We start from the raw sequence: 15,205 nt of genomic DNA, 5'->3' as shown, positions 1-15,205 counted from the left end.
ACGTGGCGCCGGCCGGTGCGCGCTTTCCAGATTGCAGTTATTGCGAAAGACTTCGAGACGCCGGCGCAGTAAGTGCAATCTCGCGGCCGCCACTCGACTAGGTGCGGTCACGCAGTCGTATTGGCCAGCGTCTCAATCCGTTTCAGCGCGTCTCGAGCCAGCGACAGCACGTCGTAGCCATTGACCGTGGCGCACGTGGAAATACGGACCGCAGCGTTGTGCGCGGCGGTGAACGCGTTGTCGCACGCCCAGTCGGGAGCCGCAAACGAGTAGAGCACGATGTCGGGCGAGCCGGAATCCACTTGCGGCAGTAGCCGGAAATGGTATTCGCGGCCCCGCATGTCGGTGACGGTGAACGGAACGGATCGGCAGGAGTCGATGGTGCGCTTGGTTTCCGCGAGTGCATGCTCGGCATCGAAATCGGCGGGATAGACGCCTGCGGCCTCGTCGATGACGACATTGCGGCCGTCCTCGGTCACCCAGTGCCCGCCGTCGGTGGCCGCTGGATCGAGATCGAAGATCAGCGGTGGATCCACCTCGAGCGCCATGCCGCTGCATTGTTTCGGCTCAACGGTGATGAACAGGTTGCCGTCCCTGTCTTGGACCTTGTCGCTCAACAGGTCGCCGACCTGAAGTGCGGTGATGGGGGCTACCGGTTGCTGTGGTCGAGGTCGTGGCTTTTCGGCGCCACGCGTACAGCCCGCGAGAACGAGGAGCAGCGCAGCGCTAGCCGTCGCCCGGCGAAGGCGCACTGGAGATTTCCTCCAGGCACCCTTCGGCGACCGCGTGTTTGATGCTGTCGGCGAGCTTCGGACACGCCTTGGCGCGCGCGGAATCACCGCCGGACTGCCGGATCTCACTGAAGTACGCACAACGCCGGGAAGCCTCCGTGTTCCACTGCACGGAAGTATGCCCCGGCCCGAGCTTCTTCACCTGCACTGCGACATGACAGAACCGGCAGTCGACAGACACCAACCCCGACGTCAGGTACCGCTCGCGGTCACGCAGGCTTGCCTCCCGGACCGCGGCGGCGCGGGCGGGGTCAGATGCGAAGTCCGGTGCCCCGGAAAAACTTCGAGCACGAACTTCCGGATCACCGCCATGCTCGTCGTGGTCGTCGTGTGCGCCATAGAGCCTCAGCATCGACCGGGCGAGCTGGTCGACGTCTGGGGCTTGATCGCGCGGCGTCATCTCAGGAGCCGGTCTTTTCCTTCTCGGCAGCCTGCTGCTTGAGGTTCTCCTCGACCTCGACATTCCACTTCTCGTTGGCCGCAGTGGTGTCGATCTCGATCTCGAAGCGGTCGGTCATGTCGGGCGTCACGTCGGCGGCGTTCACATAGAACTGCTGATACCAGCGGCGCATCTGATAGACCGCGCCGTCCTCCTCGACCAGCAGCGGATTGTCGATGCGGGTCTTGTGCTTCCAGATCTCGACGTCCTGCACGAAGCCCTTGCTCACCCCTTCGGTGAACACCGTGGCCAGCTTCTCGGTCGTCTGCTCGTCGAGCCCCTTGGGCTTTTCGACGATCACGCCCCACTGCAGCATGAACGAGTTCTGGGTGACCGGGTAGTGGCAGTTGATCAGGATCGACTCGGCCTTGAAGCCGCCGTAGCTGTTGTGCAGCCAGTTGATCATGAACGACGGGCCGAAGTAGGACGCCTCCGAATCCAGATGTGCCTCACCGTAAGTGGTGCCCATGTCGTTGATATCGGGACGCCCGACGTTGTGCAGGTACTGCGATGCGATGTGACCTTCGAACACGTTCTTGAAATAGGTCGGCAGACCGAAATGGATGTAGAAGAAGTGCGCCATGTCGGTGACGTTGTCGATGATGTCTCGGCAGTTCGACCCCTCGATCAGGATCGAGTTCCACTTCCAGTCGGTCCACTCGTCGCTGGCCGCCTCGGGGATCTCGGGGATTCGAACTTCTGGTTGCGGGGGGTTGCCTTCGTGGTCATGCCAGACGAACAGCAGGCCGCCGCGGACGTCGGTGGTCCACGACCGGGTGCGGGCCAGTCGCGGCGTGCGCTTGGCGTAGGGCACCAGCTTGCATTTGCCGTCGCCGCCCCAGCGCCAGTCGTGGAAGGGGCAGGCGACCTCGTCGCCCTTGATCGTGCCCTGAGCGAGGTTGCCGCCCATGTGCCTGCAGTAGCCGTCAAGCACCTTGACGTCGCCATTGGAGTCGGCGAAGACCACCAGCATCGTGCCGAAAATCTCGATGCCGTGTGGCTTGCCGTCCAGGTAGGTCTGCACCGGGCCAAGGCAGTGCCAGCCTCGCGCGTACCTGTCCGGCAGCGCTCCGGCGTCGATCTCGCGAATGGCTGCGGTTTCGGTGGTCACCTGGGGCCTCCCAATCTGTGCTCTCTAACTAGAACACGTTACAGTTTTTGCCCCCCGGGGCGCAATCTAAACGGGTTTTACCTGCGGTATATCTAGACGATGCCGTTGTACTCATTTGAGGGTCGTTCACCGACGATCGATGCAGGCGCATTCATCGCCCCCACCGCCACGCTCGTCGGCGACGTCCACGTCGAGGCGGGAGCGTCGGTGTGGTTCAACGCGGTCATCCGCGCAGACTTCGCCCCGATCATCGTCCGCGAGGGGGCCAACGTGCAGGACAACTGCGTGCTGCACGCCCCGCCGGGCATCCCCGTCGACGTCGGACCGGGTGCGACGGTCGCGCACGGTTGTGTGGTGCACGGGGTGCACATCGGCTCTCAGGCCGTGCTCGCCAACCACTGCACGGTGCTCGACGGTGCCGTCATCGGCGCTCGTAGCCTCATCGCCGCCCATTCACTGGTGGTCGGCGGCACCAAGATCCCCGACGAGGTGCTGGTGACCGGCTCGCCCGCGAAAGTGCGGGGTCCGATCGCGGGCACGGGGGCGGAGATGTGGGTGAACACAAACCCCGGTGCCTATCAGGATCTGGCCCGCCGCTACCTGACCGGAATGCAGCCCGTTACGTAGCGGTGCGCCGTACCGTGGCGCTATGACCATCGGCCAGGTCGCCGAACTATGGCGGTACCCCGTCAAGTCGCTGGGCGGCACGCAGATTGATCAGGCCGACGTGAGCGCCAGGGGGGTGCTTGGCGACCGCTTGTGGGCGGTCCGCGACGTCGGGAAGGACGTCACCGCGTCGGCGAGGCAGCTGCCGGTGCTGCTGACCGCAACCGCTCGTTACCCCGCCGCGGTCCCGCCCGACGCAGGCCCCGGCAACGTTCCCGAGGTGGAGATCACGTTCCCCGACGGGACGGTGATGTCCAGTAGCGACGGCGGGGTGCATGCCAAGCTCTCCGAACTGACTGGGCGTGAAGTCGAGCTGACCGCACTGCCGCCTGCCGAGGACACCAGCTTGCACAAGCTGAGTCGAACAGAGCGCGCCGAAACCATGTCGGCCGGGTGGCTGCGCGCCGCGTTCGGTCTCTCGGACGACGAGAAGTTGCCCGATCTGTCGATGGTCCGGGTGTCAGACATGGTCAACTTCACCCGCTACTCGACTCCGCCCGGCATGTTCGTCGACCTTGCTCCGATTCATGTGCTGACCAAGACCAGCCTGGCAACCATCGGCGCGGAGGTCGGCAGCGATCTCGATGTGCGCCGCTTCCGCCCCAATGTGCTACTGGCGCTGGACAATCCATCAGGAGAGTTACCGGAGTCGCACTGGACCGGGTCCCGCCTCACGGTCGGCGACGTCGGCCTCAACGTTGCGATGCCGACGATTCGCTGCGTGATGCCCAGCCGCGCGCAGCCAGGTATCGAGGTCGACCGCCGCATCACCAAGGCCGTGGCGACTCGAGCGGACCGGTGCCTGGGCGTCTACTGCTGGGTCCACAGCGGCGGCAGCGTTCGCGTCGGGGACGACGTTGCGCTCCAACCCGTTTCAGCGGGCCGCAAAGCGGTCCTCAACGCCGCGCGACGTACCAAGCGGGTCACTTTCGGCTTGGTCAACGAGGCGATGGACCGTCTGTCGCGTTGACTCTGGCATCCCAGCAGCAGCCGGCAGGTGCGCAGCAGTAGCTCACGCTCGTCGTCGGCACAATCCATTGCGCGAGTGGTCGAAACGACGTCCATGCACCGCTTACGCACGCGCTCGGCGTTCATCCCGAACTCGACGAAGCACTCGCTGTCGGGTGGTCCGCCGTAGGGCGCCCAGCTGAGCACGAACGTAAGCAGGTCGCGGTCGAAGCGATCCAATTGCCGCTTGCGCGAACCGCTTGTAGTCACAGACCGGCTGCCGCGTGGTGGTACACATCGTTCCATCTGAGCTCCCGGGTGAATCCGCGGACGGTGGTGTCGCCGTCGATCACCAGCAACTCGGTATCGGTCATCGCGGCGAAATCCTCGAGCAGCTCCGTGCCGACGGCGGTGGTGAGCACCGTGTGGTGCGGCGCACCCGCCATCAGCCAGGTTTCCGCGGCGACCGACCAGCTTGGGCGTGGCTCCCAGACCGCGCACGCCACCGGAAGGTTCGGCAACGGGGCCGTCGGCTCGACGACCCGAACCTCGTTGGCCACCAGCCGGAATCGCGATCCGATATCGCTGATTCCGAGGATTACCGCGTCGGCGGGGGCCGCGGTGAACCGCAGCCGGACGGGATCCTCGCGGCCGCCGATGGACAGTGGATGCACCTCCAGCGACGGCACGTCGCCCGCGATCGACGGGCAGACCTCCAGCATGTGGGCACCCAGTACGCGTTCGTCGCCGGGTGTCAGGTCGTAGGTGTAGTCCTCCATGAATGACGTACCCCCTGGCAGGCCCTCAGCCATCACCTTGACCGCCCGCAACATCACCGCCGTTTTCCAGTCACCCTCGGCGCCGAAGCCGTAACCGTCGGCCATCAGGCGCTGCACGGCGAGGCCAGGCAACTGGCGCAGCCCACCCAGGTCCTCGAAGTTCGTGGTGAAGGCGTGAAAACCGCCTGTCTCCAGAAACTTTCGCAGGCCGGCTTCGATCTGCGCACCATGCCGAAGCGAGGTGTGGCGATCACCGCCGGGCCGCAGCTCTGGCGCCAGCCGATAGGCGTGCTCGTACTCGCGGACCAGCTTGTCCACCTCGGACGCCGGGACACGTTCGACCATGTCGACGAGCTCGTTGACCGGATAGGTGTTGATCGACGCCCCGAAGTGCGCTTCGGCTTCGACCTTGTCGCCCTCGGTGACGGCGACGTTTCGCATGTTGTCGCCGAATCGTGCCACCCGCAAGGTCGCGAGTTCGGCGGCGGCCAGCGCAGCCCGTGTCCACGCCCCGATCCGAGAGCGGGTGCGCTGGTCGTTGACGTGGCCTGCGATGGTCTTGCGTGAGGTCGACAGCCGTGACTGGATGTAGCCGAACTCGCGGTCGCCGTGGGCGGCCTGGTTGAGGTTCATGAAGTCCATGTCGATGCTGTCCCAAGGCAGTTCGACTCCGAACTGCGTGTGCAGGTGCAGCAGTGGCTTTTGGAGCGTCTTCAGTCCACGGATCCACATCTTCGCCGGGGAGAAGGTGTGCATCCACGCGATCACCCCGACGCATTGGGCGCTGTCGTTGGCTTGTCGGATCACCGACGCGATGCTGTCGGAGGTGACGACCGTTGGCTGCCAAACGATCTTGACGGGAATCTCGGTGCAGCCGTCGAGCTTTTCGGCCAGTTGGCGTGACTGGCTCGCCACTTGGTCGAGGGTCTCCTGGCCATACATCGATTGGCTGCCGGTGACGAACCATACTTCGCCATCGAGCATTCGGGAGTCGATCACGTTGCTGAGCCTTCCTGTGGAACCTCCGGCTGGCCGTAGACGTTCTGGTAGCGGTCGAAGAGCGCGGTGACGTGGCGATCGTCGATGCGGTCGACCGATCCGAGCTGTTGACCGATGTGCACGGTGCGCGCGACGTCCTCGACCATCACAGCGGCCTTGACCGCCGAGCGGGCGTCGGGTCCCACGGTGAACGGTCCGTGGTTGCGCATGAGCACCGCAGGAGATCGGCTGCCGCGCAACGCCTCGACGATGCCGCGGCCGATCGAGTCGTCACCGATCAGGGCGAAGGGGCCGATGGGGATGTCACCGCCGAACTCGTCGGCGATCATCGTCAGCACACACGGAATGGGTTCGCCCCTGGCCGCCCACGCGGTGGCGTATGTCGAGTGGGTGTGCACCACTCCGCCGACCTCGGGCATGTGGCGGTAGACATAGGCATGCGCGGCTGTGTCCGACGAGGGGGCGAGACGGCCGTCGACAAGGTTTCCGTGCAGGTCGCATACCACGATGTCGTCGGGTGTCAGCGCGTCGTAGTCCACGCCCGACGGTTTGATCACCATCAGGTCATGGCCCGGCACGCGGGCTGATACGTTGCCCGCCGTCCAGATGACGAGCTGATACTTCGTCAACTGCGCGTGTAGCTCGCAGACCTCTCGCCGCAGTTGTGCGACAACGGAATTGATTTCAGATGTGACGGTCACTCGGTTGCTCCAGCTCGTGCGGTTGCCGATATCTCGCGAAGCGTGCGCATCATTGCGTTGCCGCGCCCGAACCAGTCGTGCAGCTTCACGTACTCCGCATACAGCGCGTCGTAGCGCGCAACGTTGTCGGGATTCGGGACGTACGCATTGCGGACGCGTCCGCCCATCTGCTTGGCGGCGGCGGCCACATCCTGGTACGCGCCCGCCGCCGCGGCGGCGTGAATGGCCGAGCCCAGCGCCGGAGCTTGGGCCGAATTCACTGTCGACAGAGGCAATCCCAAGACGTCGGCGTAGATCTGCATCAGCAGGCGGTTCTTGAGCAGGCCGCCTGCCACCACGAGTTCGGTCACGGGCACACCGCTGTTGATGAACGTCTCGACGATCATCCGGGTGCCGTAGGCCGTCGCCTCCAACAAGGCGCGATACATGTCGACGGACGTGGTGGCAAGGGTCTGCCCGACGATTGCACCCGACAGCTGGTGGTCGACGAGCACCGACCGATTGCCGCTGTGCCAATCGAGTGCGATCAGGCCATGCTCGCCGACGGCCTGGCCGGCGGCGGCCTCGGTGAGCAGCTCGTGCACCGTGATGTTGCGCGCCAGCGCCTTCTCGTGTGCTGCGGCGGGGACGCAATTGTCGACGAACCAGCCGAAGATGTCACCGACTCCTGACTGGCCTGCTTCATAGCCCCAATAGCCGGTGACGATGCCGCCGTCGACGACGCCGCACATGCCTGGGACTTCGCGCAGGACATTGGAATTCATCACGTGGCAGGTAGACGTGCCCATGATCGCCAGCATCTGGCCGGGTTCAAGGCAGTCGGCCGCTGCGGCCGTTACGTGTGCGTCGACATTTCCGACAGCAACCGGAACACCGGCAGGCAAGCCCGTCCAAGCCGCGGCGGTCTCGGTCAAGGTTCCTGCCGCGTCTCCGAGCGCGCCGATCGGATGGCGCAGTTTGGTGTCGACGAAATCGGCGAAGTCGGGAGCAAGCGCCGCAAGGAAGTCCGGGGTGGGGTAGTGACCGTCCTGGAGGATGCCCTTGTAGCCGGCACTGCACGCGTTGCGCACATAAGTTCCGCACAGCTGCCACACGATCCAATCGGCGGCCTCGACCCACCGGTCGATTGCGTGGTAGACCTCCGGGTCCTCCTCAAGGATTTGCAGGGCCTTGGCGAACTCCCATTCGCTCGAGATCAAGCCGCCGTAGCGCTTGAGCCATGGCTCTTTTCGGTCAGCGGCCAATGCGTTGATCCGGTCTGCCTGCGGTTGCGCAGAGTGATGTTTCCACAGTTTGGCATAGGCGTGCGGGCGCTCCGCGAACGCTGCCGTCTCGCACAGCGGCCTACCGTCGGCCTGGACCGGGATCATGGTGCAGGCCGTGAAATCCGTGCCGATTCCAATCACGTCATCCGGATTGATACCGGACCGGCGGATCGCTTCCGGGACAGCCCTTTTGAGCACCCGCCGATAGTCCTCGGGGACCTGCAGAGCCCATTCGGCGGGCAGGCGCACGTCCCCGGCCGGTAGCGAGCGGGTGAGCACACCGTGTTCGTAGTCGTGCACCGCGCTGGCCACTTCCTCGCCATCGTCGACGCGGACCACGACGGCGCGGCCCGACAGCGTGCCGAAATCGACTCCGATCGTGTACTTCTGGCGTTGCATGTCGTTCCTCACTTGGTCGGGTATGCCCGAGTGCTGTCCCGAACGATGAGTTCGGGAGCGAGCAGTGGTGTGGCGTGCGAGACCCCGTCGATGACGGCGGTCAGAAGTTCGATTGCGCGTTGGCCTACGGCGTGGAAGTCCTGTCGGACTGTGGTCAACGCGGGATTGAGGTAGGCGGCCTCGGGCACGTCGTCGAACCCGACCATGCTGACGTCGCCGGGCACCGAGATGCCGGCTTCCGCGAATGCGTGCAGGATGCCGATCGCCATCTGGTCGTTGGCGACGAAGACAGCCGAGAAGTCGTTGCGGTTGACCAGTTCCCGGCCTATGGCGTAGCCGCGGGCGGGAGTCCAGTCGCCTTCGAGGTCAGCTCGTACCGGTAGTCGGGCTGCATGCATGACCTCGACGTACCCGGCACGGCGGGCCCGGGCCTCGGTCCACGTCAGCGGGCCGCTGACGTGGATGATGTCGCGGTGACCGAGATCCACGAGGTGTTGGGTCGCCAGCCGTGCTCCTTCGGTCTGGTCGACACCGACGCTCAGCCCTCGCCCTGACAGCTCGCCTTCGACGACGATCAACGGGATCGACGTGGCCTCTGAGCGCACGACGGCGAGTGCGTCCTGTTGGGTGACGATCATGATGATCGCCTCGACCGACTGGCGGCTGAGATAGTCCAGCGCGCCGCGCAATTCGTCATGAGTCACCGCGGCGACGGTCACCAGACTGGTGAAGTAGCCAGCCGCACGGGCCGCGTCCTGAATGGAGAATTGGATGCTGGCAGGCCCGTGGAGGGCGGTGTTGCTGCCGATGATCCCGATGATCTTGGAGCGTCTGGTGACCAGTGCGCGGGCGGCCGTGTTGGGTCGATAGTCCAGGTGGGCGATCGCGCGCTCCACCCGTTCGCGCGTGCTGGGCCGGATGTTCGCCGAGCCGTTGATGACCCGCGAAACCGTCTGGTGGGACACGCCCGCGAGTTTCGCGACGTCGGCCATCACGGGTCTGCGCGGAGTGGGTTCGACGGTCATCGGGTGTCCCTGACCAGTACGCGTTGCACCAACACGAACACCAGCAGCAGAACCCCCGTCATGATGCGCGTCCAGTAGGAGTCGAGGTTCTCCGTGGTGACAAAGACCTGGATCGTGCCGAGCACGAGCACCCCGATCACGGCGCCGAGCACGAAACCGACCCCACCGGAGAGCAATACACCGCCGATCACCGCGGCGGCGATCGCGTCGAGTTCCAATCCGATGCCGTTGAGGCTGTACCCGGACAACTTCTGCACGCCCAGCAGCACGCCTGCCAACGCGGCACAGAAGCCGCTGATCACATACACACAGACCTGGGTACGGGCGGCGGCCAATCCCATCAGCTGGGCCGACTGCCTACTGCCGCCGATGGCGTAAACCGTGCGTCCGAACCGCGTTTCGTGCAATACATATATCGCCGCCACCACGACGATCAACGCGATGACGACGGTCCAGCGGATGAACTTGTCCTCGTAGAGATACAGATAGTTCAACCCGAGCTTGCGCAACAGCGGATCCTTGATCGGCAGCGTGCCGACACTGATGACGTAGCACAGCCCGCGGGCCAGGAACATGCCTGCCAGCGTGACGATGAACGGTTGCACGTCGAAGTACTCGATGACCGTGCCCATCAACAGACCCAGCACCGTGCCGGCCAGGAGTACGAACACGATGGCAACCGGTGCGGGCCAACCCGATTCCAGCGTCTTGGCGAGTATCACCGTGGACAATGCGACCACCGAGCCGACGCTCAAATCGATGCCGCCGGTGAGAATGACGAAGGTCATTCCGACGGCCAGCACGATCAGGTGAGCGTTGTCGACAAGCAGGTTCAAGAACACCTGCGAGGGGCTGCTGAACCCGTACCGCACGACGATGGTGGCGAACAACGCGACGAAAAGGACGAACGAGGCGACAGGGGACAGGTACCGGCCGCGGATTCGGTCGGTCACCGCGGGCAGGAAGCCATCACGGCGATGCAAGGTCTGGGTGCTCATGACGCCGCCACCGTGTCCGTTCTCGGCGCAGATTCGGCGACGTCGTCATTGGGGATCGTGGGCTGCCCCGCTGTAGCGCGCCGCCGCCGAAGTAGCCTCCGGAATTTGGGTGCTTGCATCAGGCACACCGCGATGACCACCACCGCCTTGAACACCAGCGTCGTCTCCGGCGTGATACCCGCGGTGTACACCGTGGTGGTCAGCGTCTGAATGATCAAGGCGCCCAGAATGGTTCCGGTCAGGCTGAAGCGACCACCCAGCAGCGATGTACCGCCGATCACCACTGCCAGGATGGCATCCATCTCGATCCACAATCCCGCGTTGTTGGCGTCGGCGGCCGAAATGTTGGAGGCGATCATCAAGCCTGCGATACCGGCGCACAACGCGCTGAACACGTAGACGGCGAACACGATCGTCCGGTACCGCACACCAGCCAGTCGGCTGGCCTCAGGATTGACGCCGATGGCTTCCAGCAGCATGCCCAGCGCGCTGCGACGGGTGATGATTGCGACGACGGCGAACACGGCCAGGCTCACCAGGATCGCCACCGGCAGCCCGAGCGCATAGCCGGCGCCGAGGACCTTGAACCGCTCACTGCTGACCGTGACAATCTGTCCGTTGGTGATCAGCAGCGCGATGCCACGACCAGCCGTCATCAACACCAGCGTGGCGATGATCGGCTGAATTCCGAAGCTGGACACCAGGATCCCGTTCCACAAGCCGAGCACCACCGCCGCACCGAGCGCGATCAGCATCGCCGTCGCAACTCCGGTCAGGCTGTTGCCGTCCGGCTGCGCCGCAATATGTGCGCACGCCAGCGCGCCGGAAATCGCGACCACCGCGCCGACGGACAGGTCGATGCCGCGCGACGCAATGACGAGCGTCATCCCAAGTGCGACGAGCATGGTCGGAGCACCGTTGCGGAGAATGTCGATCAAACTCCCGTACAGGTGGCCGTCCTCGACGCGGATCGCCAAAAAGGACGGCGTGAGTACGACATTGAGACCCAGCAGGGCGATCAACGCCAACGCCGGCCAAAGCAGTGGTGAGGCGATCGCGCGGCGAGTCATTGTTGGCTGCCGCTCGCGATGAGCCGGGTGAGCTCCGAAACCGGGCAGCCGCCGTCCAGTTGGGCGATGTTGTGGCCGTCACGCATCAACGCGATTCGGTCGCTGATGCGAACGACCTCATCGAGTTCGGTCGAGATGAACAGCACCGCCATGCCGTCGGCAGCCAGTTCGGTGACCAGCTTCTGGATCTCGGCTTTGGCGCCGACGTCGATGCCGCGCGTCGGCTCGTCGAGGATGAGCAGCGCGGGTTGGGTGATCAGCCAGCGGGCCAGCAGCACCTTCTGCTGGTTGCCGCCGCTGAGGTTCTTGATGAGCGTATTCGGATCTCGGGGCCGGATGTCGAGTGTCTCCATGTAGCGACTGACCAGCCTGTTTTTCGCCTTCGCCGACAGCGGCCGGGCGAAGCCGCGCCTGGCCTGCAGCGCCAGCACCAGGTTGTCGCGCACGCTGAGCTCGGCGACGATGCCGTGCGTCTTGCGGTCCTCGGAGGTGAACGCGAACCTGCGAGCGATCGCGGCCCGCGGCGAGCGCAACCGGGCCTGCTTGCCGTCGACGCTGAGGTGCCCGCTCGTCGGCCTGTCCGCGCCGAACAGCAGGCGGGCGAATTCCGTTCGGCCAGAACCGAGTAGCCCCGCCAGGCCAACCACCTCGCCGGGGAAGATGTCGAGGGTGACAGGGTGCACCCGTGGCGGCCTGCCGATGTCTGAGGTACTGACAATCGGCGGCACCATGTCGTTGCGGTGTGTTTCCTGTGCCGTCTCCGCGATTTCGTCGAGTACCTCGAGCTCACGGCCCAGCATCGCGGTGACCAGCTGGTGGCGACCGAGGTCGGCGGTGAGGTATTCGCCGACCCGCCGTCCGTTGCGCAGCACCGTCATTCGGTCCGAAATCTCATACACCTGGTCGAGAAAGTGCGAAACGAAGAGCACGGCCGTGCCGTTGTCGCGCAGTTGCCGGATCACCCGGAACAGCTCGGCGACTTCCTCGGCATCCAGGCTGGACGTCGGCTCATCGAGAATGAGGACCCGCGCCGAAACCGCCGTGGCGCGGGCGATCGCGACGAGCTGCTGAATGGCGATCGGATGGGCACCGAGTGTCGAACGAGGGTCGATGTCGAGTTCCAGGTGCGAGAGCAGGTCGCGAGCGCGGCGGTTCAGTGCACGGTGATCGATGCGTCCGAACTTTCGCGGTTCGCGGCCGAGCAGAATGTTCTCTGCGACAGTCAGATTGGTGCAGAGGTTGACTTCCTGGTAGACGGTGCTGATTCCGGCGTCCTGTGCCTGGCGTGGACCGGTGAAACGGCATGGCACACCGGCCACCGTGATGCTTCCGGCGTCGATGTCGTACACACCGGTAAGAGCTTTGATCAGAGTCGATTTGCCCGCGCCGTTTTCGCCCATCAGGGCGTGGACCTCACCGGGTAACAACCGGAAGTCGACGCCGTCGAGCGCCTTCACCCCGGGAAAGGTGATGCTGATGTCACGCATCTCGACCACGGGAGTCGGCGACTCTGCGGTGGATGTCGGTGCCATGGGGCCATCGCTTTCCGGTGTGGAACTTGGCGCCGCCCCAGGATGAGGGGTTGGGCCGACCGGGGCGGCGCCAAGAGTCTTCAAAAGGTGTTGTCAGTACTTGCGATCGGGCAGCGCTGCGATTGCTTGCTGCTGATCGAACGTCTTGTCGGGCACGACAACACGCGATGGCACCGCTTCACCGGCGACAACCTTCTTGGCCAGATCCATCAGTTGCGGGCCAAGCAAGGGATTGCATTCGACGAGGAAGTTGAACTTGCCGTCGGCCAACGCCTGCATGCCGTCGTGGGTGGCGTCGACCGCGACGATCTTGACGTCTTGTCCCGGCTTGAGACCGGCTGCCTCGATGGCCTCGATGGCTCCCAGACCCATGTCGTCGTTCTGGGCGAACACCACGTCGATCTTCGGATTGGCTTTCAGGAAGGCTTCCATCACCTGCTTGCCGCCCGAGCGCGTGAAATCTCCTGTCTGCGAGGCGATGACCTTCAGTTTCGGGTTGGCCGCGATGGCGTCGGCGAACCCCTTGCTTCGGTCGATGGCAGGGTCCGCTCCGGTGGTGCCTTCGAGTTGGACAATGTTCACTTGTGCTGGCGCCGCTGCAAATTGCTTCACGACCCAGTCACCGGCGCTGCGGCCTTCGGCAACGAAGTCGGCGCCGACGAACGTCTTGTAGACGTCGGTCTCCTGGGTGTCGACCGCGCGGTCGGTCAGGATCACCGGGATGCCGGCGTTCTTTGCTTCGAGCAGCACCGCATCCCAACCGGTCCGCACGACGGGGCTGAACGCGATCACGTCGACGTGTTGCTGAATGAACGACCGGATCGCCGAGATCTGGTTCTCCTGTTTTCCGTTGGCGTCGGAGAACTTCAGGTCGATGCCGGCGGCCGTGGCGGCCTCTTGGATGTTCTTCGTGTTGGCCGTTCGCCAGCCGCTCTCGGCACCCACCTGGGAGAAGCCCATGGTGATCTTGCCGTCCGCGGAGCCGCCGGGCGCCGGACCGCTTCCGCAGCCCACCACCGTTGCTGCGATCAGCGCACCCAGCGCCGCTGCCAGGGTTCTCTTCACCGCGACTCCTCACTTGTCGGTTGTCGAACTCGGTCGCTGCGGGCCAGGTCGGCGCGGGTTCGCGCTGCACCTGCAGTGTGACCGGCGTTACACTGCCTGGATGTTAGCGCTAACAATCAAAGGGTGTCAACGCCTGAATCGAGATGCGAATCCAGGCGGAGAAGCCGTCGCGTTGTTGACGCGAAATTTGCCAACGCACCAGTTCAGTGCCCTGAATGACCGAAGTTGTTGACAAGCCAGTGAGTTGGCTCACATACTATCGCCTTGCATGTTAACGCTCACATTCTGACCGGCCTCTGTGCCGGGTTTACCAGGAGGATCTCGTGCGGAAGTTGATCTGGCTCGCCGTCGTGGCGCTGCTGACCACGCTGGCTCTCTCGGGCTGCGGCCGGTCCACGGACACGGCCAGCGGCAACGGGGAGAAGGGCACCGTCGGAATCGCGATGCCGACCAAGTCGTCGGAGCGCTGGGTCGCCGACGGCAAGAACATGGTCGATCAATTCCAGTCGCTGGGCTACACCACCGATCTGCAGTACGGCGATGACGTCGTGCAGAACCAGGTGTCCCAGATCGAGAATATGATCACCAAGGGCGTCAAGCTCCTTGTCATCGCACCGATCGATGGATCCTCACTGACCACCACTCTGCAACATGCGGCGGATGCCAAGATCCCAGTGATCAGCTATGACCGGTTGATCAAGGGCACGCCCAACGTCGATTACTACGCGACATTCGACAACTTCAAAGTCGGCGTGCTGCAAGGCAGTTACATCATCGACAAGCTCGGACTGGCCCAGGGCAAGGGTCCGTTCAACATCGAGCTGTTCGCCGGTTCACCCGACGACAACAACGCCACGTACTTCTTCGACGGCGCGATGAGCGTGCTCAAGCCCTACCTCGACAGCGGCAAGCTGGTCGTCAAGAGCGGCCAGACGTCCTTCGACCAGATCGCGACTCTGCGGTGGGATGCCGGTCTGGCCCAGTCGAGGATGGACAATCTGCTCAGCCAGGCCTACACCACGGCGCGAGTCGATGCTGTGCTGTCGCCCTACGACGGCATCTCCCGCGGTGTGCTGTCGGCGCTGAAGAGTGCGGGTTACGGCACCCCCGCCAAGCCGCTGCCGATCGTCACCGGACAGGACGCCGAATTGGCCTCGGTGAAATCCATCGTCGCCGGTGAGCAGACCCAGACCGTCTTCAAGGACACCCGCGAACTCGCGAAAGCTGCTGTGCAGGAGGGCAATGCCGTGCTCACCGGCGGCAAGCCGGAGGTCAACGACACCAAGACGTACAACAACGGCGTCAAGGTGGTCCCGTCGTATCTGCTCCAGCCGGTCAGCGTCGACAAGTCGAACTACAAGGCCGCGCTTGTCGACTCGGGCTACTACACCGAAGCGCAGGTGCAGTGACCTCGACG

General features: G+C 64.4%; 14 protein-coding genes. 3 read left to right on the top strand and 11 right to left on the bottom strand.

The features are described 5' to 3' along the window. Positions 1–107: 107 nt before the first annotated feature. The 3 genes from GGC64_RS20260 to GGC64_RS20250 form a co-directional block, all read right to left on the bottom strand. The gene (locus GGC64_RS20260; RefSeq protein ID WP_225952111.1) at positions 108–617 is read right to left on the bottom strand and encodes a sensor domain-containing protein; all 510 of its coding nucleotides are present in this window, start codon (positions 615–617) and stop codon (positions 108–110) included. Between the two features lie 109 nt (positions 618–726). Continuing rightward, positions 727–1,191 carry a hypothetical protein gene (locus GGC64_RS20255; RefSeq protein WP_192724328.1) on the bottom strand — a complete coding sequence of 155 codons (465 nt, stop codon included), beginning with the start codon at positions 1,189–1,191 and terminating at the stop codon, positions 727–729. A gap of 1 nt (position 1,192) precedes the next feature. After that, positions 1,193–2,341, bottom strand: coding sequence for a Rieske 2Fe-2S domain-containing protein (locus tag GGC64_RS20250; protein WP_192724327.1), 1,149 nt, complete (start codon positions 2,339–2,341; stop codon positions 1,193–1,195). A gap of 99 nt (positions 2,342–2,440) precedes the next feature. On the opposite strand from GGC64_RS20250, the gene GGC64_RS20245 reads away from it, so the two are divergent. Together GGC64_RS20245 and GGC64_RS20240 are read left to right on the top strand one after the other, a co-directional pair. Continuing rightward, on the top strand, positions 2,441–2,968 hold the full coding sequence (locus tag GGC64_RS20245; RefSeq protein ID WP_192724326.1) for a gamma carbonic anhydrase family protein: 528 nt from the start codon (positions 2,441–2,443) through the stop codon (positions 2,966–2,968). A 22-nt stretch (positions 2,969–2,990) separates the two neighbouring features. Further along, a complete protein-coding gene (locus GGC64_RS20240) occupies positions 2,991–3,977 on the top strand; it encodes an MOSC domain-containing protein (RefSeq protein WP_192724325.1) in 987 nt (328 codons plus the stop codon). Between the two features lie 244 nt (positions 3,978–4,221). Here GGC64_RS20240 and araA read toward each other — a convergent pair whose 3' ends face one another. The 8 genes from araA to GGC64_RS20200 form a co-directional block, all read right to left on the bottom strand. Further along, the gene (gene araA, locus GGC64_RS20235) at positions 4,222–5,718 is read right to left on the bottom strand and encodes an L-arabinose isomerase (RefSeq protein WP_192725201.1); all 1,497 of its coding nucleotides are present in this window, start codon (positions 5,716–5,718) and stop codon (positions 4,222–4,224) included. An 11-nt stretch (positions 5,719–5,729) separates the two neighbouring features. Beyond that, a complete protein-coding gene (locus GGC64_RS20230) occupies positions 5,730–6,434 on the bottom strand; it encodes an L-ribulose-5-phosphate 4-epimerase (RefSeq protein WP_192724324.1) in 705 nt (234 codons plus the stop codon). Next, entirely contained in the window at positions 6,431–8,098 is a 1,668-nt protein-coding gene (gene araB, locus GGC64_RS20225) for a ribulokinase (RefSeq protein ID WP_192724323.1), read from the bottom strand. Before araB ends, GGC64_RS20230 begins: the two co-directional genes overlap by 4 nt. An 8-nt stretch (positions 8,099–8,106) precedes the next feature. After that, positions 8,107–9,123, bottom strand: a complete 1,017-nt coding sequence (locus tag GGC64_RS20220; RefSeq protein WP_192724322.1) for a LacI family DNA-binding transcriptional regulator — start codon at positions 9,121–9,123, stop codon at positions 8,107–8,109. After that, entirely contained in the window at positions 9,120–10,121 is a 1,002-nt protein-coding gene (locus GGC64_RS20215) for a sugar ABC transporter permease YjfF (protein WP_192724321.1), read from the bottom strand. Before GGC64_RS20215 ends, GGC64_RS20220 begins: the two co-directional genes overlap by 4 nt. Next, positions 10,118–11,191: an ABC transporter permease gene (locus tag GGC64_RS20210; RefSeq protein WP_192724320.1), complete on the bottom strand. Its 1,074-nt coding sequence runs from the start codon at positions 11,189–11,191 to the stop codon at positions 10,118–10,120. The genes GGC64_RS20215 and GGC64_RS20210 overlap by 4 nt, the downstream gene beginning before the upstream one ends. Further along, positions 11,188–12,723 (bottom strand): sugar ABC transporter ATP-binding protein, encoded by a 1,536-nt coding sequence (locus GGC64_RS20205; RefSeq protein ID WP_225952110.1) that lies wholly within the window; start codon positions 12,721–12,723, stop codon positions 11,188–11,190. The genes GGC64_RS20210 and GGC64_RS20205 overlap by 4 nt, the downstream gene beginning before the upstream one ends. A gap of 93 nt (positions 12,724–12,816) precedes the next feature. After that, on the bottom strand, positions 12,817–13,788 hold the full coding sequence (locus GGC64_RS20200) for an ABC transporter substrate-binding protein (protein ID WP_192724319.1): 972 nt from the start codon (positions 13,786–13,788) through the stop codon (positions 12,817–12,819). Between the two features lie 323 nt (positions 13,789–14,111). Between GGC64_RS20200 and chvE the strand changes: the two genes are divergently transcribed. Beyond that, positions 14,112–15,197 (top strand): multiple monosaccharide ABC transporter substrate-binding protein, encoded by a 1,086-nt coding sequence (chvE, locus tag GGC64_RS20195; protein WP_369434795.1) that lies wholly within the window; start codon positions 14,112–14,114, stop codon positions 15,195–15,197. Positions 15,198–15,205: the final 8 nt, after the last annotated feature.

This window comes from Mycobacterium sp. OAS707, assembly GCF_014873705.1.
Classification (GTDB): Bacteria; Actinomycetota; Actinomycetes; order Mycobacteriales; family Mycobacteriaceae; genus Mycobacterium.
The sequence above is the reverse complement of the archived record's forward strand: the minus strand, read 5'-3'. Positions and strand labels throughout refer to the sequence as shown.